At 67.9% G+C, this 20,030-nt stretch carries 17 protein-coding genes; 11 read left to right on the plus strand and 6 right to left on the minus strand.

From position 1 onward, the window contains the following. Positions 1-119: 119 nt before the first annotated feature. The 4 genes from G6N24_RS00900 to G6N24_RS00915 form a co-directional block, all read right to left on the minus strand. Positions 120-2,570 carry a PE family protein gene (locus tag G6N24_RS00900; RefSeq protein ID WP_163745380.1) on the minus strand — a complete coding sequence of 817 codons (2,451 nt, stop codon included), beginning with the start codon at positions 2,568-2,570 and terminating at the stop codon, positions 120-122. A 412-nt stretch (positions 2,571-2,982) separates the two neighbouring features. Beyond that, positions 2,983-4,404, minus strand: coding sequence for an FAD-dependent oxidoreductase (locus G6N24_RS00905; RefSeq protein WP_085161409.1), 1,422 nt, complete (start codon positions 4,402-4,404; stop codon positions 2,983-2,985). Between the two features lie 65 nt (positions 4,405-4,469). Beyond that, positions 4,470-5,507 carry a phosphate ABC transporter substrate-binding protein PstS gene (pstS, locus tag G6N24_RS00910; RefSeq protein WP_232070848.1) on the minus strand — a complete coding sequence of 346 codons (1,038 nt, stop codon included), beginning with the start codon at positions 5,505-5,507 and terminating at the stop codon, positions 4,470-4,472. Positions 5,508-5,619: 112 nt separating this feature from the next. Continuing rightward, the gene (locus G6N24_RS00915; protein ID WP_179963456.1) at positions 5,620-6,294 is read right to left on the minus strand and encodes an arsenate reductase/protein-tyrosine-phosphatase family protein; all 675 of its coding nucleotides are present in this window, start codon (positions 6,292-6,294) and stop codon (positions 5,620-5,622) included. Between the two features lie 199 nt (positions 6,295-6,493). Here G6N24_RS00915 and G6N24_RS00920 point away from each other — a divergent pair, with 199 nt between their 5' ends. The 4 genes from G6N24_RS00920 to G6N24_RS00935 all read left to right on the plus strand — a co-directional run bounded on the left by G6N24_RS00920 (position 6,494) and on the right by G6N24_RS00935 (position 9,457). After that, positions 6,494-6,970 (plus strand): ArsI/CadI family heavy metal resistance metalloenzyme, encoded by a 477-nt coding sequence (locus tag G6N24_RS00920; protein WP_085161404.1) that lies wholly within the window; start codon positions 6,494-6,496, stop codon positions 6,968-6,970. Positions 6,971-7,086: 116 nt separating this feature from the next. Next, on the plus strand, positions 7,087-7,455 hold the full coding sequence (locus G6N24_RS00925; protein WP_085161402.1) for an ArsR/SmtB family transcription factor: 369 nt from the start codon (positions 7,087-7,089) through the stop codon (positions 7,453-7,455). A 43-nt stretch (positions 7,456-7,498) separates the two neighbouring features. Further along, positions 7,499-8,623 carry an ACR3 family arsenite efflux transporter gene (arsB, locus tag G6N24_RS00930; protein WP_085161400.1) on the plus strand — a complete coding sequence of 375 codons (1,125 nt, stop codon included), beginning with the start codon at positions 7,499-7,501 and terminating at the stop codon, positions 8,621-8,623. A 240-nt stretch (positions 8,624-8,863) separates the two neighbouring features. Further along, positions 8,864-9,457, plus strand: coding sequence for a sensor domain-containing protein (locus G6N24_RS00935; protein ID WP_232070849.1), 594 nt, complete (start codon positions 8,864-8,866; stop codon positions 9,455-9,457). A 15-nt stretch (positions 9,458-9,472) separates the two neighbouring features. Here the strand turns inward: G6N24_RS00935 and G6N24_RS00940 are convergent, their stop codons facing one another. Continuing rightward, complete coding sequence (locus G6N24_RS00940; protein ID WP_085161396.1) at positions 9,473-11,197, minus strand: CocE/NonD family hydrolase; 1,725 nt, start codon at positions 11,195-11,197, stop codon at positions 9,473-9,475. A gap of 63 nt (positions 11,198-11,260) precedes the next feature. Here G6N24_RS00940 and G6N24_RS00945 point away from each other — a divergent pair, with 63 nt between their 5' ends. The 4 genes from G6N24_RS00945 to G6N24_RS00960 all read left to right on the plus strand — a co-directional run bounded on the left by G6N24_RS00945 (position 11,261) and on the right by G6N24_RS00960 (position 15,120). Then, the gene (locus G6N24_RS00945) at positions 11,261-11,869 is read left to right on the plus strand and encodes a TetR/AcrR family transcriptional regulator (RefSeq protein WP_232070660.1); all 609 of its coding nucleotides are present in this window, start codon (positions 11,261-11,263) and stop codon (positions 11,867-11,869) included. Between the two features lie 127 nt (positions 11,870-11,996). Further along, complete coding sequence (locus G6N24_RS00950; RefSeq protein WP_085161411.1) at positions 11,997-12,761, plus strand: M15 family metallopeptidase; 765 nt, start codon at positions 11,997-11,999, stop codon at positions 12,759-12,761. Between the two features lie 88 nt (positions 12,762-12,849). Next, positions 12,850-13,662 carry a methyltransferase domain-containing protein gene (locus G6N24_RS00955; RefSeq protein WP_085161390.1) on the plus strand — a complete coding sequence of 271 codons (813 nt, stop codon included), beginning with the start codon at positions 12,850-12,852 and terminating at the stop codon, positions 13,660-13,662. 150 nt (positions 13,663-13,812) lie between these two features. Beyond that, entirely contained in the window at positions 13,813-15,120 is a 1,308-nt protein-coding gene (locus G6N24_RS00960; protein WP_163745381.1) for an ISL3 family transposase, read from the plus strand. Between the two features lie 264 nt (positions 15,121-15,384). On the opposite strand, the gene G6N24_RS00965 is transcribed toward G6N24_RS00960, so the two are convergent. Further along, a complete protein-coding gene (locus tag G6N24_RS00965; RefSeq protein WP_085159322.1) occupies positions 15,385-16,908 on the minus strand; it encodes an amidase in 1,524 nt (507 codons plus the stop codon). 147 nt (positions 16,909-17,055) lie between these two features. Here G6N24_RS00965 and G6N24_RS00970 point away from each other — a divergent pair, with 147 nt between their 5' ends. From G6N24_RS00970 to G6N24_RS00980, 3 genes are read left to right on the plus strand one after another with little or no spacing between them, the layout of a single operon-like run. Beyond that, entirely contained in the window at positions 17,056-18,633 is a 1,578-nt protein-coding gene (locus G6N24_RS00970) for a methylmalonyl-CoA mutase family protein (RefSeq protein WP_085159320.1), read from the plus strand. Then, a complete protein-coding gene (locus G6N24_RS00975; RefSeq protein WP_085159318.1) occupies positions 18,634-19,059 on the plus strand; it encodes a cobalamin-dependent protein in 426 nt (141 codons plus the stop codon). After that, on the plus strand, positions 19,044-20,000 hold the full coding sequence (locus G6N24_RS00980; protein ID WP_085159316.1) for an LLM class F420-dependent oxidoreductase: 957 nt from the start codon (positions 19,044-19,046) through the stop codon (positions 19,998-20,000). Before G6N24_RS00975 ends, G6N24_RS00980 begins: the two co-directional genes overlap by 16 nt. The last annotated feature ends 30 nt before the right edge of the window (positions 20,001-20,030 follow it).

A 20,030-nucleotide genomic window follows, 5' to 3' on the forward strand; every position in this document is an offset into this window, starting at 1 on the left:
AACGGCGGCGTGGCCCGTGGTCACGCGCACCACGGCTTGCACGTAAAAAGTCATCGAGAGGCGCCGGACCCGTAGAGATTGGCGCCGGCAGTGCCGGCCGTCGGCGCCCGCTCATCCAGCTATGGCGATCCGTGCTTCCCCGGTGTGCCGCCAAACTGGCCGGCGCGGCCGCCGGTACCGCCGCTGCCACCGTTGACGCCGTTGCCTCCGTTGCCGCCGTCGCCGTATATCGACGGGTTGAAGGTGCCGTTGACGACGAGCCCGGCGTCTCCGCCGTTGCCGCCGTCGGCGGCCCCGCCGCCGTTGCCGGCGTTGCCGCCGTTCCCGCCCGAGCCGAACAACCCGAGGGCGCCGCCGCCGTCGCCGCCGTCGCCGCCGGTACCGGTGGGGGCCTCGCCGCCATGCCCGCCGGCACCGGCCACGGCGACCCCAACTAATTCGGCCTTGCCACCGTCGCCGCCGTCGCCGCCGGTCCCACCGGCCCCGGTGGCAGCCCCACCATCCCCGCCGGCGCCGCCGCTGCCCGCGCCCCACAGGGCGGCGGCGAAACCACCGGTGCCGCCGGACCCGCCGGTGCCGCTGGTCCCGGTGGCGGCCCCGCCAGCCCCGCCGGCGCCGGCGTGCAGCCCGGCGAACCCGAGGAAATCGACGGGGGCAAAGGCGGCGCCGCCGGGACCGCCGGGGCCGCCGGTCCCAGTGGTGGCTGCGCCGCCATTGCCGCCGGCCCCGGCCAGGTTTAGGGCGACCGTAACGACGCCGTAGGAAAGCGCGGCGCCGCCGGCGCCACCGGCACCACCACTAGTACCGGCGCCGCCATGCCCGCCGGCCCCGCCGATGGCGATATTGATCCCGAGGTAGCTGCGGGCGGTGCCCGTGCCGCCGGGACCGCCGGTTCCGCCGAATCCTGTTGAGGCGTCGCCGGCATTCCCGCCGGCTCCACCCAGGCCAAAGAACAGGCCCTCAGCGTTGCCGCCGCCACCGCCGAACCCACCGTTTCCGCTGGTCGCGGGGCCGGCGGTTCCGCCGGCCCCGCCGATGGCCGCGAGTGCGCCGAAGGAGCTGCCGCCGTTGCCGCCGTTGGCGCCGTTGACACCGACGCCGGTGCCGGCGCCGGCGCCGTTCCCACCCACGCCGATGGCCCCCAGGGCGTAGCCGCCGTCTCCGCCATTGCCGCCGGTACCAGCGGGAGCGTCGCCGCCGTGCCCGCCGGCACCGCCCACGCCCAGCAGCCCGAAGCCCTCGCCACCGGCGCCCCCGTGCCCGCCGGTACCGGTCGCGGCCCCGCCAACCCCGCCGGCGCCACCGACGCCGGCGCCCACGATCGCGATGCCGGTGCCACCAGCGCCGCCGGCTCCGCCGGTGCCGCCGATCCCGGTGGCGGCCCCGCCGGCCCCGCCGGCGCCGCCGTAGGACACGGCGAACCCGATGAAGTCGGGGGCAAGAGCGAAGCCGCCAACACCGCCGGCCCCGCCGGTCCCGGTGGTGGCCGCACCGCCATTGCCGCCGGCACCGCCCCAGATCAAGTCGATCGCAAAAACACTGCCCGAAGAACCGGCGATACCGCCGGCGCCACCGGCGCCGCCACTGGTACCGGCGCCGCCGTGCCCGCCGGCCCCGCCGATGCCGATGTCGATCCCGATGGGGCTGGCGGCGCCACCCGTGCCGCCGGCCCCGCCGGCACCGCCGGTTCCCGTAGTGGCTGCACCACCATTGCCGCCGGCCCCGCCCTGGCCAAAGAACAGGCCCAATGCGTCGCCGCCGGCCCCGCCGGCCCCGCCGGTTCCACTGGTAGCCGCACCGCCGTTCCCGCCGGCACCGCTGATGGCGACGAGCCTGCCGCCGGCGCCGCCGACGCCGCCGACGCCGCCGTTCCCGGTTCCGCTGGCGGCCCCGCCGGGTCCGCCGTTGCCACCAATGCCGAACATCAGCGCGTTTCCTCCCGCCCCACCGGACCCGCCGCCGACGCCGCCGGCGCCGCCGGCCCCGCCGCTACCCCACAGCCACCCGCCGGTGCCGCCAATGCCGCCCGGCGCGCCGGCGCCGCCGGCCCCGCCAATCCCGCCGTTGCCGATCAGCCCGGCGGCCCCACCCGCACCCCCGGCCTGCCCGGGGGCGCCTGAGCCACCGTTGCCGCCGTTGCCCAACAACAACCCTCCGGGCCCACCGGCCTCCCCGGTTCCCGGGGCACCGTTGGTGCCATTGCCGATCCAGGGGCGGCCCAACAACGCGGCGGCGGGGGCATTGATCACACCCAGCAGGTTTTGCCCCAGCGTCTGCAACGGCGAGGCATTGGCGGCCTCCGCCGCCGCATACGCGCCCACGGCCCCGGTCAGCGCCTGCACGAACCGGGCATGAAACGCCGACGCCTGAGCGCCAAGCGCCTGATACTGCTCCGCGTAGCCGGAGAACAACGCCGTGACGGCCGCCGACACCTCATCACCAGCAGCGGCCACCAGCCCGCTTGTCGGGACCGCGGCCGCCGCATTGGCCACGGCCAGCGACGAACCGATACCCGCGAGATTCTCTGCGGCCGTCGCCAACACGTCCGGCGCTGCAATCACAAACGACATCTGACGCCTCCCGCAACCCGTGTGATCCGGACCGTCGATCGCGACTCCCGTCAATCGGATGGTAGCCCTCCCGGCGGCGAATTCGAACGTATCCGACGATATTTCGCGTGATGGGTGACAACCCCGTTCCCCGGGAAACCACCTGCCGTCGACGGCTCTCATCGATCACATCCGGGCACCCTGCCCCCAACTGGCAGGACACGTCCGCGCGCGCTTGACGTCGACGACCCACGTACATCGCAACTCGTCGCCGAAATGCCTGAAAACTCAGTGGTGCAGCCAATTTCGGCGCTTGAGCGCCTCGGGGCTCCGGGGGCCCCTTCCGTTCTCTCGCGAAACATCCTGCGCCGGGACGCCATCGACGGCGAACTCGGCACGCGCGCATCGAACGGCGTGCCGTCCCGATATTTGGTTAGGCGGTTAAGGGTCGGGGAGTTGCCGACCGATGTTCGCGTACCCATCCTTGGGCGGCCACTTGGGTGGCGTCCCAGGGCGACCCGAGTGGCGGGGTGTAGGACAGGTCGAGCTCGCCAAGGCTGTCGATGGTCATTTCGTGGAAGAGGGCGGTGGCATAGGTGTCGATGCGTTTGGCGATTTCGGCGCCGCGGTGTCCGACGAGTTGAGCGCCGAGCAGGCGGCCGCTGTGTTGGTCGCCGCAGATGCGGATGTGGATGGGGGTGGCGCCCGGGTAGTAGGCCTTGTGGTCATCGGGACTCGATTGGCTGGTGACCGGGGTCCAGCCGAGGTTGGCGACGAGGGCTTCATGTTCGCGCAGGCCGGTGCGGGCGGCGACGAGGTCGAAGACCTTGACGACTTGGGTGCCCAGGCTGCCCGCGAAGACGGCGTGGCCGCCAACGGCGTTTTCACCGGCCACGCGGCCTTGCTTGTGCGCGGTGGTGCCCAACGGCAACCAGGTGATGCCGAGGAGCCGGTGATGGGTGTGCACACAGTCGCCGGCGGCGAAGATGCCGGGCAGGTTGGTGCGCATGGCTTCGTCGACATCGATGGCGCCTTTGACACCGAGGCGGACGCCGGCGTCCGCGGCGAGTTCGGTGTCGGGCCGGACTCCGACGACGACGAGGACGAAATCGACTGTGCGCGAAACTAATTGGTTGTCATGGCCGGCGGTGACGGTGAGCGCTCCGGTGGCACTGCGGGTGATTGCGGTGACAGCGGTGCCAGTGAGGACCTCGACCCCGTTGCGTTCCAATTCGGCGTGCACGAGGGCGCCGAGTTCGGGGTCGACGGTGGGCAAAACTTCGGGCAGCGCTTCGATCTGGGTCACGCGGATGCCGCGGGAGGTGAGGGCTTCAGCCATCTCGAGGCCGATATAGCCGGCGCCGACGATCGCCGCGGTGGCGGGGTTGCGTTGCTGCAGGGAGTCCATGACAGCGAAGGTGTCGCCCATGGAGTGCAGTACGTGCACCCCATCGGCCGGGAGGAGCGCGTCGGGGCCGCTGAGCCCGCGGATCGGTGGGCGGACGCTGACGGCGCCGGTGCCGACGATCAGGGCATCGTAGGACAGCTGTTGTGGCGCGCCGGTGGGGTCGAGGACGTCAAGGGTGCGCTGCTCGGCATCGATCGCGGTGACGCGGGTGTCGGTGAGCACCCGCATGCCGGTGGCGGCCAAATCGGCGGCGGTGCGATGGGCCAGGTTGGTCCAATGGGTGACTTCCCCGGAGACGTAGTACGGGATGCCGCAGATCGAGAAGTTCGGGTAGGCGTCGGCGACGACCACGGTGACATCGGTCGTGGGGTCGAGTTCCCGGGCGCGCAGCGCCGCGCTGATGCCGGCGTCACTGCCACCGATCGCGACGATGTGACGTGCTGTCATGCGGCTATGGCTCCTCGGGTGTGGGCGCCGCGGCGCGGCGCGGGTTCGGCAATCGGTGTGACGTCTCAGCTGACGACGTTGACGGCGGTGGCCACTTTCGACTGGAACTGTTCGGGCAACGGGAAGTACCCGAAGTCTTCGAGGTCGACCTGTCCTGGGCCGACGGTGGACTGCAGGAACGCTCGTACCGCCGCGCCGGTTTGCGGGTCCGGGTATTTCGAACACACCAATTCGTAGGTTGCCAGCACGATGGGGTAGGCGCCGGGCTGGGTGGGCTCGTAGAACGACGAGGTGTCCAACACCAAGTCGTTGCCATGGCCCGCGACGGTCGCCCCGGCGATTGTTTTGCCGACCGTGTCGGCGTTGATAGCCACCGCGGCCGGCCCTGCCGAGGTCACGATTTTGGCGGCGAAGAGCCGGTGCTGTTGCGCGAACGACCATTCGTTGTAGGTGATGGCGCCCTCGGTGTTCTTGACTTTCGCCGACGTGCCCTCGTTGCCTGCTGCGCCTTCGCCGACCCCGCCGTTGAATTGCTTGCCGGTTCCCTTGCCCCAGGCGCCATGGGAGGCGGCGTCGAGGTAGCGCTGGAGGTTATCGGTGGTGCCCGACCCGTCGCTGCGGTACACCACATGGATGGGTTCGGGCGGCATCGACGCGTTGAGCGCCTTGATCGCCGGGTCATCCCACCGGGTGATGGTGCCGTTGAAGATCTTGGCCAGTGTCGGGGCGTCGAGCACCAGGAAGTCAACGCTGTTGAGGTTGTAAGTGATCGCCAAGGGGCCGAACACAACTGGCAGGTTCCAGGCCTCCGAGCCGCACCGCCGCCGGGCCCTGGCGTACTCGTCTCCGGATAGCGGCGAATCTGAGCCACCGAAATCCGTTAGGCCTGCTAGGAATTCGCCCACCCCCGCACCAGAGCCGTTCGAGGTGTAACTGAGAGTGTGCCCAGGGCAGGCTTTTTCGTAGGCTTTGACGAACCGGGTCATCGCGTTGGCCTGCGCGGTGGAGCCGCTGGCCTTCAACGCCTGCTTACCTGCGCAGTCCACTTTCGCCGAGGTGGCGTATGGCGGAGTGGAGTGCTCGCGCGCGCACGCCGAAAGCATCAGCACGGTGACCGCCAGCAAGCCCACGGCCCTCAAGGATTGGCCCGTTGAAATGTGGCGGTGGTTGCCGGCGGGCGTCGGGTGCGATGTGCTGCGCATGGCGTGCTCCGTGTTAGTTGGGACGCAGGCTGGGCGCCAAGTGATCGATGCGAACGGTGAGCTGATCGAGGACCCGCTCGAAGGCGTCGGCTCGGCCGGCGCGCACAGGGTCGGGGATCGACCAATGCAGGCGCCGACCGTCGGCCGGAAGTTCTTCATGGGCGTTGTCGCAGACCGCGATGACGAGGTCGGTAGGCGCAACGACGTCATCGAGGTGGCGCGGGGCGCGAGGTCGCATCGGCAGCTTGCGCCGAGCCGCCGCGGCCACCGCTTCGGGATGCACCTCGGCGGCGGGATGAGTCCCGGCCGAGGTTGCCGGCACCGAGCTGCGCCGATTCCACACCGCGACGGCTAACTGGCTGCGCGCCGAATTCTGGGTGCACACAAACACCACTCGGTCGGCACGCGTCGCCGCGGCGGGTACCAGCAAGTCCAGCGACTCGGGGATCAACTGCAAATAGTTGCGACGACGATCTCCTTCCGAACGGACTCGACGCACGATGCCCGCGCCCTCGAGCACCCTCAGATGGTGCGCGATCAGGCTCGACGACATCGACAACGCGTTTTGAAGCTCCGAGGGCGAGGCGTCCGCGAGCATCAGCCGGTCGACGATCACCAGCCGGCCCGGGTCGGCCAGGGCGCCGTGGACCTGTGCCCGCCGTACCGCATCCCGGGATAGCTCAATCATGATTAAGTCAATTTCTACTGAGCTACCGCGGGAAAAGCAAGGTGCGGGCCAATATTCGGCGATCCGGCCATTTGACCTGCAGCCGCGCGGGGCCAGGACCGTCCAGAGGCCAGGATGATTTGACATATATCAAAAAGGTGGCATGATGGGTGCGTCCAGTAGTTCGATATATGTCTCACACGTATGGAGGTGCGCTCTCATGTCTCGCGTCCAACTCGCCCTCAACGTCGACAACCTCGACGATGCCGTGACGTTCTACTCCAAGCTGTTCAACACCGAGCCGGCAAAACGCAAGCCCGGCTACGCCAACTTCGCCGTCGCTGAGCCGCCGCTCAAGCTGGTCTTGTTGGAGAACCCCGGACAGGGCGGCACGCTCAACCACCTGGGGGTGGAGGTTCAGTCGAGCGAGCGGGTGCACGAGGAGATCGCCCGGTTGCAGGGCGAGGGTTTGTTCACCGACGAGGAGCTCGGAACGACCTGTTGCTTCGCCACCCAGGACAAGGTTTGGGTGACCGGGCCGGCCGGAGAGAAGTGGGAGGTCTACACGGTGCTGGCCGACTCGGAGACGTTCGGATCAAGCCCTCGGAGCCTCGATCGCGAGGAAGGGCCCGTGTGCTGTGGCGGATCGCCGGCCGCGGGCGATAGGGCGACGGCGGCCAGCCCCTCTTGCTGCTGACCGCCATCACCGCGGGGCGGGCGGGATCGGTGTGATCCCGCCCTCCGCTCCCGGGGTTTCGCGTGGTCTCGCGTTGCTGACTTGATTACTGATTCGATATTCGTCAATATCGAAGGATGTCAAAGTCATGGCGGCGCGCGGAACAGGGGTGCGCCGTGGTCCCGCTGGTGCGTGAGCCACTCTCGGCCGAAGCGGCCACCCAATTGGCGGGCACCCTGAAAGCGCTGTCGGACCCGGTGCGGTTGCGCCTGCTGAGCGTGGTGGCCAGCCACGAGGGTGGTGAAGCCTGCGTTTGTGAGTTGTCAGCGGGGATTGAGCTGACCCAGCCGACCATCTCCCATCACCTAAAAGTGCTGCGCACCGCTGGTCTGCTCGACAGCCAACGCCGTGCCTCATGGGTGTATTACCGGGTTAATCCGACTGTGTTGCAACAACTCTCGCAGCTTTTGGGAACCGAAACCCTTAGTCCATCGGTCCGGTCATGAAACCGATGCCGCCCACCCCAACCGAAGAACGGGATTGAACCGAATGAGCCACACCCCCAGCGCCACCCGAACTCCGCGGTCGGATGACAGCCACGTCGTGGCCCGATTGTCGACGGTCGATCGATTCCTGCCGTTGTGGATTGCACTGGCGATGGCCGCCGGGCTGCTGCTGGGTCGCCTCATCCCGGGATTGGCACAGTGGCTCAATGCCGTGTCCCTCCACGGCACTTGCCTGCCGATTGCCATCGGCCTGTTGTTGATGATGTACCCGGTGCTGGCCAAGGTCCGGTATCGGGAGATCGGGCAGATCACCGCCGACCGCCGCATGATCACCGTGTCGTTGATTTTGAACTGGATCGTCGGACCGGCAGTCATGTTCGGCCTTGCCTGGCTGCTGTTGGCAGACCTGCCCGCCTACCGCACCGGCGTGATTCTGGTGGGTCTGGCCCGATGCATCGCGATGGTGCTGATCTGGACCGATTTGGCCTGCGGCGACCGCGAGATGGCCGCCGTGCTCGTTGCGCTGAACGCCGTGTTCCAGGTGCTGGCCTACGCCGGGCTCGGCGTCTTCTATCTCAACGTTCTGCCCGCCTGGCTCGACCTGCCGACGCAGAGCCTGCAGGTGTCCTTCGCTGCGATCGCCGTCACCGTTGTCGTGTTCCTGGGGATCCCGCTGGTCGCTGGATACCTCACACGAACCCTCGGTGAACGTGCCCGAGGCCAACAATGGTATGAGAGCGCGCTGCTGCCCCGCATTGCGCCGATTGCCTTGTATGGGCTGTTGTTCACCGTCGTCATTCTCTTTGCGCTGCAAGGCAAAACGATCACCTCCCAGCCGGTGAACGTGGCCCGCATTGCCCTGCCGCTGCTGATCTACTTCGCCCTCATGTGGATCGGTGGGTTCGCCGTCGGCCGGTGGCTAAACCTGTCCTACGCCCGCACGGCGGCGCTGGCGTTCTCCGCGGCCAGCAACGACTTCGAGCTGGCTATCGCCGTCGCCATCGGCGTGTTTGGGGCCACCTCCGGCCAAGCCCTAGCCGGAGTTGTGGGCCCGCTCATCGAGGTGCCCGTGCTGCTCGGCCTCGTCTACGTGGCCCTGTGGTTGCGTCGTAGGTTCACGTGGCCGAGCCCGGGTCGTGTCGGCGCATCGCGTGTCGGCGCATCGTAGGACCGCGGAAGCCCGTAAAATATTGACAACGGCGTCGATCGAGCGGGAACCCGCCTATGACGAACACGCCGGCATGACCGACCGGGGGCGGCGGTCCGCAGAGAACGGCTATCGACGATGAGGCCCAGAGGCTCGACCCGCAACGACGCGAAACCCAGCGCGAGAAGGCCAAAGCGGCCAGGGGTGATCCGCGCCTCGTTTTCCGGCGCGGGCAGGTCGGCCGTCGTCGCCTGCTGTGCGATGGTCGCGATCACGGGGTGCTCGCATCAGGGCCCATCGGCCAAGCCGAGCGCCGCGGCCGCGTCCCGCGCCGATTCGTTGATCATCAGCGTGGAAGAGGTGCGGCGCATCGCCAACTATGAGGAACTCACCTCACATACCCACGCGGACTTGCGCGAGCCGCCGCACAGTGACGCGAACGCTCCGGGTCCATGCCGCGCAGTGGGATACAGCGATGTGACGTTCGGAAGCGCATGGTCGGAGTTTCGTAGCGCCGGCTACCACGGCATAACCGACGACCTAAAACCGGGGGGGCCCGCAATGATCCAGACAGTCAGTCAGGCCGTTGCGGTGTACCCGAACTCGAGTACAGCGCGCGGTGTCTTCCATCAGCTGGAGTCGTCGTTACAAGCGTGTGCCGCGTTGGGCGACGCCAACTACGATTTCACCCTGGAAAAGCCGGACTCCTCCACCCTGAGGATCAGTGCCAGGGGCTGGAGCCACGTGTATCGCGAGAAATCCTCGGTGCTGATGTCCGTCGGCGTGGTGGGTCTTGAGCCCGCAGACCGGATCGCACACACCGTCCTTCAGACCGCCACGGATCGCGTCAAGTAGTCCTGTCGGGGCAAATTATTGGGAGAGTACCGGGATCAGCAGCCGGGACGACGAGCGAACCGTATTCAGGCTGCTGGCTCCGACGCTGGCATGCCGGAAGTTCATGATCGCCGGCGCCGACGGATGCTGGTCGTCACTGGTGAGCACCAACTGAATGCGGTGGCCGCGGCCGAACCGTCGAGCGTTGGGAACCAACGGGATTCGGTAGACGACATCCTCGCCGATCGGTACCCCCTGCGCATTCCGGCAGGGCAGCACCGGTGCGCCAGGCCGGCTGGCGGCCTCGTCGACCTCACGCAGGCTGGCCCGCAACCAGCCCGCCGTCACATCGGTGGTCTCCCCATCGGGCGCAACGTCTTGCAACGTTGCCATCCAGGCGGTGTCGATCGCCGTCGCCGATGCGACCAGCCGCAGCTCGATGTCGCCGATCATGTCGGTGTCCTCGCTCAGCGGTGCGCTGGTCCAGGTCAGGGCCGACGGCGGATCGATCGCGCTGGGCTTGACTCGGCCCAGACCGGCTCCCAGCACCATGAATTCGCGGCTCCCCGGCTCGCCTTCGTCCTCGCTCAACCCGCCGTCGGCGCGCAAGGCGAGTTCGCGATGCGGAGCGCTGGACGGCGGCCACGAGTCGGCGGTGCGCCATTCGTCGGCGCCGGGTAGGAAGTACCGGATCGGTGGCCCGTCGGTGATCCCGGTGTCGCGGCCCTTGAGCCAATGGTCGTACCAGGCCAGCGCCTCGGTGTGCATGCTCTCCCAGGGCCAGGTCAGGCCGAACTTGCCGAGCATACCCATCCGCACGCATGCGTTGTCCGACAGGCCTTTCCAGGTAGCGAACGTCGACGTTAGGTGCAGCGGCACATTCTCCCAGTCGCACCCGAGGTAGACCGGAATGTCGATTTCCTTCAGCAGTGGCAACAGGTTTCGCTCGTCCCACCACTGGTCGCGGGTCGGATGATTGACCACGGCTTCCAGCCACAACTCGTCCCACGGGTGGGGGTTGTGCGGCAGCCTCATCAGTTGGCGCAGCATGGTGACCGCCGACTCCCCGTTCATGGTCGCGAATTTCTTGTGCAGCCGTGGTGTGTTCAGCACGCGGCGGGCCAGGCCGACGGCCTTGCTGCGCCACAGCTTGTCGCTGCGCTCGGAGGTCAGGCCCATCATCGCCAGGAACGGCGTCACGAACGACGAACTCAACAGGCCATGGTGGTTGGCGGCCTCGTACCCGTCAGCCGACACGGCGAGCGGGAAGATCGCCTTGAGATGTGGCGGTCGCTCGACCGCCGCCTCGAGTTGGGTCATCGCGAAGTAGCTGATGCCGATCATGCCGACGCTTCCGTCGCACCAAGGTTGGGCCGCGACCCACTCGACGAGGTCGTACATGTCTCGGCGTTCTTGGGCATCGAAAAAGCCATACGTGCCGCCGGACCCGCACGTGCCGCGCAGGTTGGCGATGACGTGGACGTAGCCGCGGGCTACCCAGAACTCGGTCGCCCCGGCCTCGATGAACCCGGCCGGCGCGCCGAGGTCCTGCATCTGGCGCGGGTAGGGCGAGGCGGCCACCAGCGCGGGGAAGCGGCCGTCGGAGTCGGGCCGGTGAATGTCGGCCAACAACGGGGTGCCGTCGCGCATGGTGACCGTCACGTTGATGTCGCTGCGGGACGCGTAGCGGGGCTCGCTGAGGTTTCGGTATTCCCGTCCGGTGGTCTGCGGACCGTTGAGCGGTCGAGTGGTTCCAGGCATAGTTTCACGCTAAGTTGAAACTAGTCTCAACGCAAGATGAAATTTCACGGGTATGGTGGGACTGTGGCGAAACGCTCCATCCCCCCAGGCCCACGCGACGAACGTGGCGTGTTGGCGGCGCGCATCCTGGCCGTGGCCCGCGACGCCTTCGCCGAACACGGCTGGGCCGGCACCGCGATCCGTGCCGTCGCTCGCGCCGCGGATGTCGACCCGGCGCTGATCTACCACTACTTCGGCTCCAAGGAGGGGCTGCTTGACGCCGCTACCGCGCCGCCACAGAAATGGCTCGATTCGGTCGTCAAGACGTGGGCGACGCCCAAGGCCGAGTTGGGTAGGCAGCTGATCCGCAACGTGCTGGACAGCTGGTCGGACGGGGAAGTCGGTCCGATCCTGCGGGCAGTGGTACTGACCGCCGCCCACGAAACCAAGACCCGCGAGAAGCTAGGACTGATCGTGGAGCACGGCCTGATAGGGGAATCCACCCTGGGCACCGATGAGGACGACCGGCTGCGCCGCAGCAGCTTGATCGCCAGCCAGCTGATCGGCTTCGCGCTGCTGCGCTACATCTGGAAAGTGGAGCCAATCGCGTCGATGTCCGACGATGAGGTGATTGCGGCGGTGGCGCCCAACCTGCAGCGCTACGTCGACGGCGATATCGGCGAGCGGGCCTGATCCCGCGCTGGGGGCGATCGGCCGTGTTGCGGGCGGACTCGGGTGGTTCGGTGAACCGCCCTGAGTCCGCGGGCATGTGCAACGGGTGGTATGGGACCGGGGCTCGGTGACGGGCGACAATGTTCGGATGCGTCGCATGCGGCGTCTCCTTCCGCTCGTGGTCGTCGTCGCGCTCGTCACGGCGTCCGGCGCCTGCAAAGTTGGCTCGTCGTCCGAATCCGCGACCGTCACACCGCCGCGTATCCACCCCGTCGGCACCACCGTTGCGACCAGCCCCGACGTCCCGCCAGTCGGCGACGCCGCCCGTGCGGCCGGGTTCGTCGATGTTCGCAGTGTGGTTGCCGACGCGGTGATCGACCTGCGCTACGCGACGACCAACAACTTCACCCACACGCAGCTGTATCCCTCCACCGCCCGATGCCTGGTACACCAAGACCTGGCGGCAGGCCTCGCCGCGGCCGCGGCGGCGTTACGGCCGCAGGGGCACGTGCTGGTGTTCTGGGACTGCTACCGGCCGCACGACGTTCAAGTCAGGATGTTCAACGCGGTCCCCAACCCGGCCTGGGTGGCACGCCCGGGTCCGTATGCGACCAGCCATGAGGCGGGGCGTTCGGTTGACGTGACATTCACCGGCGTGCAAGAGCAGTGCCCGTCCGAGCGGCAGGCCAGCGGGCTGTGCCTTGCCGACATGGGAACGGATTTCGACGACTTCACCCCGCGGGCAACGGCATTCGCGACCCAGGGCGTCAGTGCGCAGGCTCAGGCGAACCGCAGGGTTCTGCGAGACGCCATGAACTACGGCGGGTTGACGGTGTACCCGGGTGAGTGGTGGCACTTCGATGGTCCCGGCGCCGGCGTCGGCCGTCCGATTCTGAATGTGCCGGTCGACTAGCTGTCTCATATATTGAGACATGCATTTCATAATGTGATCCGGCGTTGTAGGCTGCCAGCGGAGCACGCGCAGAGCAAGGGGCCGCACAGTGAGCGACAACCGTCCAGCCATCTACACGCACGGACATCACGAGTCGGTGCTGCGCGGTCACCGGCAACGCACCGTGGAGAACTCCGCGGGCTACCTGCTGCCCCACCTGCAGCCGGGGTTGTCCGTCCTGGACATTGGTTGCGGCCCCGGAACGATCACCGCCGGCCTCGCCGCCCGGGTCGCGCCCGGACCGGTGACGGCCGTCGAACCCACCGACGACGCCTTGGACCTGGCTCGCGCGGAGGTCCGGCTGCGCAGTCTGGCAAACGTCTCGTTCGTGACCTCCGACGTGCACGCGCTCGACTTTCCCGACGACGCGTTCGATGTCGTGCACGCGCACCAGGTGCTGCAGCACGTCGCCGATCCGGTGCGGGCCCTGCGCGAGATGCGGCGGGTCTGTACGCGGGGCGGATTAGTAGCGGCTCGTGACGCCGACTACGCGGGGTTCATCTGGTACCCCCGCCTTGGGGCGCTGGACCGTTGGCGGGATCTCTATGAACGCGCGGCTCGTGCCAACGGCGGCGAACCGGATGCGGGCCGAAGGCTGCTGTCGTGGGCCCAACGGGCGGGATTCGACGACATCACGCCCACCGGCAGTCTCTGGTGCTTCGCGACGGCCGCGGACCGGCAGTGGTGGGGCGGAATGTGGGCCGACCGCATTCTTCAGTCGGATCTGGCTCACCAGCTGCTGGATTCAGGTCTGGCCACCACCGCAGAGCTCGAGGAGATGTCGAAGGCGTGGCGGGACTGGACCGCGGCCCCGGACGGTTGGCTCGCGATCCCCCACGGCGAAATCCTTTGCCGGGCATAGGCTCCCGGTCGCGAGCAGCCGCAAAAGCACCCCAAAATGGGCTCTTCTGACAGTTCCGTGGGTGGATAGCAGCGAAGTAGGGGCGCACGCCGTTGTGGCTTAAGGTTTCTGGCTTGTGAAGGGTCCGAAACCAAAGGAGCCAGCAACGACGTGCGCAATGTGAGGCTATGGCGTGCGCTGCTTGGTGTCGACCGCCGCACGGTAATCGAGGACATCGAGTTCGCTGAAGACGGCGATGGCGCGGAGTTGGTGGTGGCGCGGGTGCGCTCGCGCAGCGGTATGTCGGGCCGCTGTGGCCGCTGTCAACGCAAGGCGCCCTGGTATGACCGGGGTGAGGGACCGCGGCGGTGGCGGGCTTGGACTTGGGCACGATCCGGGTGTTTTGAGGCCGAGGCGCCGCGGGTGAATTGCCCCGCCCATGGGCCGACCGTGGTGATGGTGCCGTGGGCGCGTCACCATGCTGGACACACGTTTGCCTTTGATGACACGGTGGCCTGGCTGGCGGTGGCCTGCTCGAAAACCGCGGTGTGCGAACTGATGCGAATCGCCTGGCGCACCGTGGGGGCAGTCGTGGCCCGGGTGTGGGCCGACACCGAAAAGACCGTCGATCGGTTCGCCAATCTGCGTCGTATCGGCATTGACGAGATTGCCTACAAACGCCACCACAAGTATTTGACGGTGGTGGTCGACCACGACAGCGGCCACCTGATCTGGGCCGCGCCCGGACGCGACACCGCCACCCTGCGGCGCTTCTTCGACGCGCTGGGTGCCGACCGGGCCGCGCAGATCACCCATGTGTCCGCCGATGCGGCGGACTGGATCGCCGACGTCGTCGCCGAGCGTTGCCCGGCCGCGATCCGTTGCGCCGATCCGTTTCACGTGGTGGCCTGGGCCACCGAGGCCCTGGACGCCGAGCGGCGCCGGGCCTGGAATGACGCGCGGACGCTGGCGCGTACCGAGGCCAAATGGGGCCGTGGCCGGCCCGCCAAGAACACCGCGCCGCGGCCGGGTCATGAGCGGGCACGGCGGCTCAAGGGTGCCCGCTATGCGCTGTGGAAAAACCCCGAAGACCTCAGCGAACGTCAAACCGCCAAACTGGCCTGGATCGCCAAGACCGATCCCCGGCTATACCGTGCCTATCTGCTCAAAGAGGGCCTACGGCACGTGTTTTCGGTCAAGGGCGAGGAAGGCAAACAGGCCCTGGACCGGTGGATCTCCTGGGCGCGGCGCTGCCGCATCCCGGTATTCGTCGAGCTGGCCGGCCGCATCGTGCGCCACCGCCAGGCCATCGACGCCGCCCTCGACCACGGCCTGTCCCAGGGACTGATCGAATCCACCAACACCAAAATCCGGGTCCTGACCCGCGTCGCGTTCGGGTTTCACAACCCCGCCGCACTGATCGCGCTGGCCATGCTCGCCCTCGGCGGCCACCGCCCCACACTGCCCGGCCGCGGCTAACACCCCACCAGGGCACCCCTGGCGGGCCCCTTCCGCAGCGTCGCCGATTCTGCGCCACCCGCGCGTCGGTGTCCATGTCGTTCCGCCTCGCTGCGCTCGGGGGGCTCCACATGGACACCTCCCACGCAGGCAGCGCCAACGAGCAACTATCGCGGAAGGGAGCAAGAAGAAACTTCCAACCCATCAACCCACGGATAGGTCAGGAGCACCCCAAAATGAGCCTTTTGGGGTGCTTTTGCGGCTGCTCGCGCTATGACCGCGCCATCATATGGTAGGGAAACCCCCGCAGAGGGATTCGAAGGCATCGGCGACCTTGAGCACGGTGGCGTCGTCGAATCGCTTGCCCACGATCATCATTCCGGCGGGCAGTCCGTCGACGAGGCCGGCAGGCACCGAGATCGCGGGATGGCCGGTGATGTCCAGCGGTGCGGTGTTGACGGCCTTGCCGCGCGCATTGGCGAGCAGCGTGACATCTTGGGGGCTGCCCGTCGGGAGTGTGTCGGCCGTGCCGGGGACGGTGGGCATCACCAGCACGTCGTATCGATCGAGCGCATCGTCGTAGGCGGCGCGCAGATACGGCAGCAAATTACGCGCCTTGGCATAGGATGCGCCGCAAAGCGTTCTCAGGCCGTAGTGGCCGCACAGCGCCGTTGCCCGGATGGTGCTGGCGAACTGATCGGCCTGGGCGAGTCGCTGACGTGCGAAGTGCGCCATCAGCTCTGGGTCGTAGAGTCCGTCCACACCGAGCCCGTAACCGTTGCCGTCGAGCATTTGATAGCTGGCACCGTCGGTAAAGATGACCGTGAAGACATGAATCGCGTTCCGGTGCCAGGGCACGCTGATCTCGCCGACCGTACAGCCGATCTCGGTGAAGCGCTGTGCCGCCGACCGCACCAGCTCATCGACCTCCGGACGCGAGCCCGACTGGCCGAAGCCCTCCGCGAGCAGGCCTACCCGCAGGCCGGCGACCTCGCCGGTGAGCCCGGCCCGGTAGTCGATAACGGGCACATCGCCACGCTGACGTGGATCTCGGCCGTCCGGTCCGGCGAGCACCGTGAGCATCAGCGCCGCGTCGGCAACCGTGCGTGTCATGGGACCGAGGTGATCGATCGTTCGCTCGATCGGGAACGCGCCGGTGTAGGGCACCAGGCCATGGGTCGGCTTGTGCCCGACGATGCCGCACAGCGCCGCCGGGATCCGGACTGATCCGCCCTGGTCGCCGCCGAGGGCCAGCTCGACCTCACCGGCGGCGACGAGCGCCGCACTGCCGCTGGACGACCCGCCCGCTTCGCGTGTGGGGTCCCACGGGTTGCGCACCGGCCCGGTGGCCGAGGTGAAGCTGGAACCCGAGCAACACATGTCCTCGCAGACGCTCTTGCCCGCAACGATCGCCCCGGCCGCGAGCAGGCGCTCGACGACGGTCGCGTCGCGGCTTGGGACGAAACCCTGCACCGCTCGCGACCCGTTCATCATCGGAATCCCGGCGACGGCGATGTTGTCCTTGATGGCTACCGCCCTGCGCGCTAGCGGCCCGTCGGCGCCGGAGGCGATCTCGGCGGTGACATACCAGGCGCCGAGGGGGTTCTCGCCCGGTTGCGGGAATCGGTAGCCACGTTCGGGCGCCTGCGGGCGCGCGACCTCGTCGTACAGCTCGTCGACCACGTCGTAGGACCTCAGGGTGTGCTCGACGGCGGCCCGGTATCTCTGCTGGGCCTCGATGTCGAGGTGGAACCCGAAGTGCGCGGCCGCGGCGTCGATGTCCGCCGCCGATGGCCTGGAAACCGCCATGTCGACCTCCGTCTAGTCGTCGCCTGAGCGCGAGCAGTCGCAAAAGTCCCCCATTTCGGGACGAAATGGGGGCTTTTGCGTCTGCTCAGCGTAGGACGGGACGTGCGGTATTGGCATTCTCTTTTTTTGCAAGTACGTTATTCACCGATGGATAATGGCTCTCAGACACCGTCCGGAATTCCGCTTGCCCCGGTATACGGCCCCCCGGACCGAGGCGCGGAGCCTCCGCCGCCGGGCGAGTTTCCCTTCACCCGGGGCAACTTCGCGTCCGGGTATCGAGGGAAGCTGTGGACCTTCCGCCAGTACTCCGGCTTCGGTACCGCCGAGGAATCCAATCGCCGCTACCGCTACCTCTTGGAACAAGGCGGGACGGGGCTCTCGGTGGCGCTTGACCTGCCGACCCAGTGCGGTTATGACTCCGACGATCCCGAGTTCGGTGAGGAGGTCGGCCGCGTCGGCGTTGCGGTGGACAGCCTGGCCGACGCCGAGATCCTGTTCGACGGCATCCCGCTGGACAAGATCAGCACGAGCATGACGATCAACGGCACCGCGGCGATCCTGCTGGCCCTCTACGTCGCGGCCGCCGAGCGAAAAGGGATACCGCGGGCAAGGCTCACCGGGACCATTCAGAACGACATCCTCAAGGAGTACGCCTCGCGCGGTACCTGGATCTGGCCTCCGGAGCCGTCGCTGCGGTTGATCGCCGACACCATCGAGTTCTGTGCTGCCGAGGTCCCACGATTCAACGCGATCTCAGTGGCCGGCGCGCACTTCCGCGACGCCGGGGCCACCGCCGTGCAGGAAATGGCGTTCACGCTTGCCGACGGCGTCACCTATTGCGACACCGTGATCCAGCGAGGCCGCATGACGATCGACGAGTTCGCGCCCCAGATCTCGTTCTTCTTCTACACCCACGGCGACTTTTTCGAAGAGATCGCCAAATACCGTGCGGGACGCCGGCGGTGGGCGACCCTGGTGCGGGAACGCTACGGTGCCAAGACGGACCGGGCATCGATGTTCCGTTTCGGTTGCGTGTGCGGCGGCGCGTCACTGTATGCGCCGCAGGCGCGCAACAACGTGGTGCGGGTGGCATACGAGGCCATGGCGGCGGTATTGGGCGGCGTGCAGTCGATGTTCACCGCGGCCTGGGACGAGCCGTTCGCGCTGCCCACCGAGGAGTCCACCACGTTGGCGCTGCGCACCCAGCAGATCCTCGCCTACGAAACCGGTGTGGCCAAGGTCGCCGATCCGCTCGGCGGGTCGTACTTCGTCGAGGCCCTTACCGAGGCCACCGAGGCCCGCATCATCGAGATCATGGACGACCTCGAGCGGCACGGCGGCATGGTCAGCGCGATCGAGGACGGCTATCTGCAGGGCCTGATCGCCGACGAAGCCTTTCGGATGCATCAGGACATCGAGGCCGGCACCCGGACGGTGGTCGGGGTCAACCGGTTCGTCTCCGAGGAGCCGGAGCCGGACATCGTCACGTACGAACTCGACGCCGAGGGGCGCGATCTCCAGCTGAAGCGGCTCTCGAAGGTCAGAGCCGAAAGAGACAGTGCCGCAGTGCGATCTACCCTCGCCGCGTTGGCGCGCGGCGCGGAGGGATCCGACAATCTCATGCACATGCTGATCGACTGCGCCAACGCCTACTGCACGGTCGGCGAGATGGTCTCCGCGCTCAAGGCGGTATGGGGGGAATTCCAGCAGCCGGTGGTGTTCTAGATGGCCGTCCGGATCCTGATTGCCAAGCCCGGACTCGACGGTCATGACCGCGGCGCCAAGATCGTCGCCCGCACGCTGCGTGACGCCGGCTTCGAGGTCATCTACACCGGGATCCGGCAGCGGGTCGAAGACATCGCCTCGATCGCCGTCCAGGAAGACGTCGCCGTTGTCGGCCTCAGCATCCTGTCCGGTGCGCACCTGGCGCTCACCGCACGTACCATCGAGGCGCTGCGCGCTGCCGACGCCGCCGATATCGCCGTCGTCGTCGGTGGCACGATTCCGCATGCGGATGTGCCCAAGCTGCTTTCCGCCGGCGCCGCGGCGGTGTTTCCCACCGGAACACCGCTCGACGCGCTGGTGCGTGACATCCGCGCGCTGACCGGCAAACCCGCACCTGCTGTGGAGGAAGAGTGCGCATCGGAGTGATGGTCGGACCCGAGCGCGGCGATTCCGCGCGCAAGGTGATCCGGATGCTGGCCGACATCGACTGGGCCGAAACCACCGGCCTGGACACTGCCTGGATCCCGCAGATCCCCAACGACTTCGACGCGCTGGTGGCGGTTGCGCTGATGAGTGCGCACACCAGTCGCATCGAACTGGGCACGGCCGTCGTCCCATTGCAGGCGCAGCACCCAATTGCGTTGGCCCGTCAAGCCTTATCGGTGCATGCCGCGACCGGCGGACGGCTGGTGCTGGGCGTCGGCCCGTCGCACCACTGGATCGTGGACGACATGCTCGGGATTCCCTACGAGCGGCCCGCGGCCTACACCCGCGACTACCTCGAAGTGCTGCACGCCGCGTTCGCCAACCCCGGCCCGGTCGACGTCGAAAACGACACCTTCCGGGTGCACAACCCTCTGGACTTGGCCCCGGTGGCACCTTTACCCGTGTTGGTCGCCGCGCTCGGGCCGGTGATGCTGACACTGGCCGGCGAGCGCGCCGACGGCACCGTGCTGTGGATGGCCGACGAACGCGCCATCGCCGAGCACGTGGTCCCGCGGATCACCAAGGCCGCCGACAATGCCGGGCGCCCAGCTCCGCGCATCGTCGCCGGTGTACCCGTCTGCCTATGCGGCACAGCCGAAGTCGACGTCGCGCGCGAGCGGGCCAACCGGATACTGGGGGAGGCCGAGGTGTCGCCGAACTATCAGCGACTGCTCGGGTACGGGGACGCGAAGGACGTCGGCGACATCTGCGCGGCCGGCGACGAGGACGCGATCCTGGAACGGCTTCGCCGATTCGCCGACGCCGGCGTGACCGATCTGTCGGTGCGGCTCCTGCCGATCGGCGACAACCGCGAGGAGCGGGTGGCCTCCAAGCGCCGGACGCGCGACGTAATCGCGGCCCTCGCAACGGAGTTGCGGTGACTGGTCGAGGTCCGCTGGCGGGACTTCGGA

The sequence above is a fragment of the Mycobacterium lacus genome (genome assembly GCF_010731535.1).
Classification (GTDB): domain Bacteria; phylum Actinomycetota; class Actinomycetes; order Mycobacteriales; family Mycobacteriaceae; genus Mycobacterium; species Mycobacterium lacus.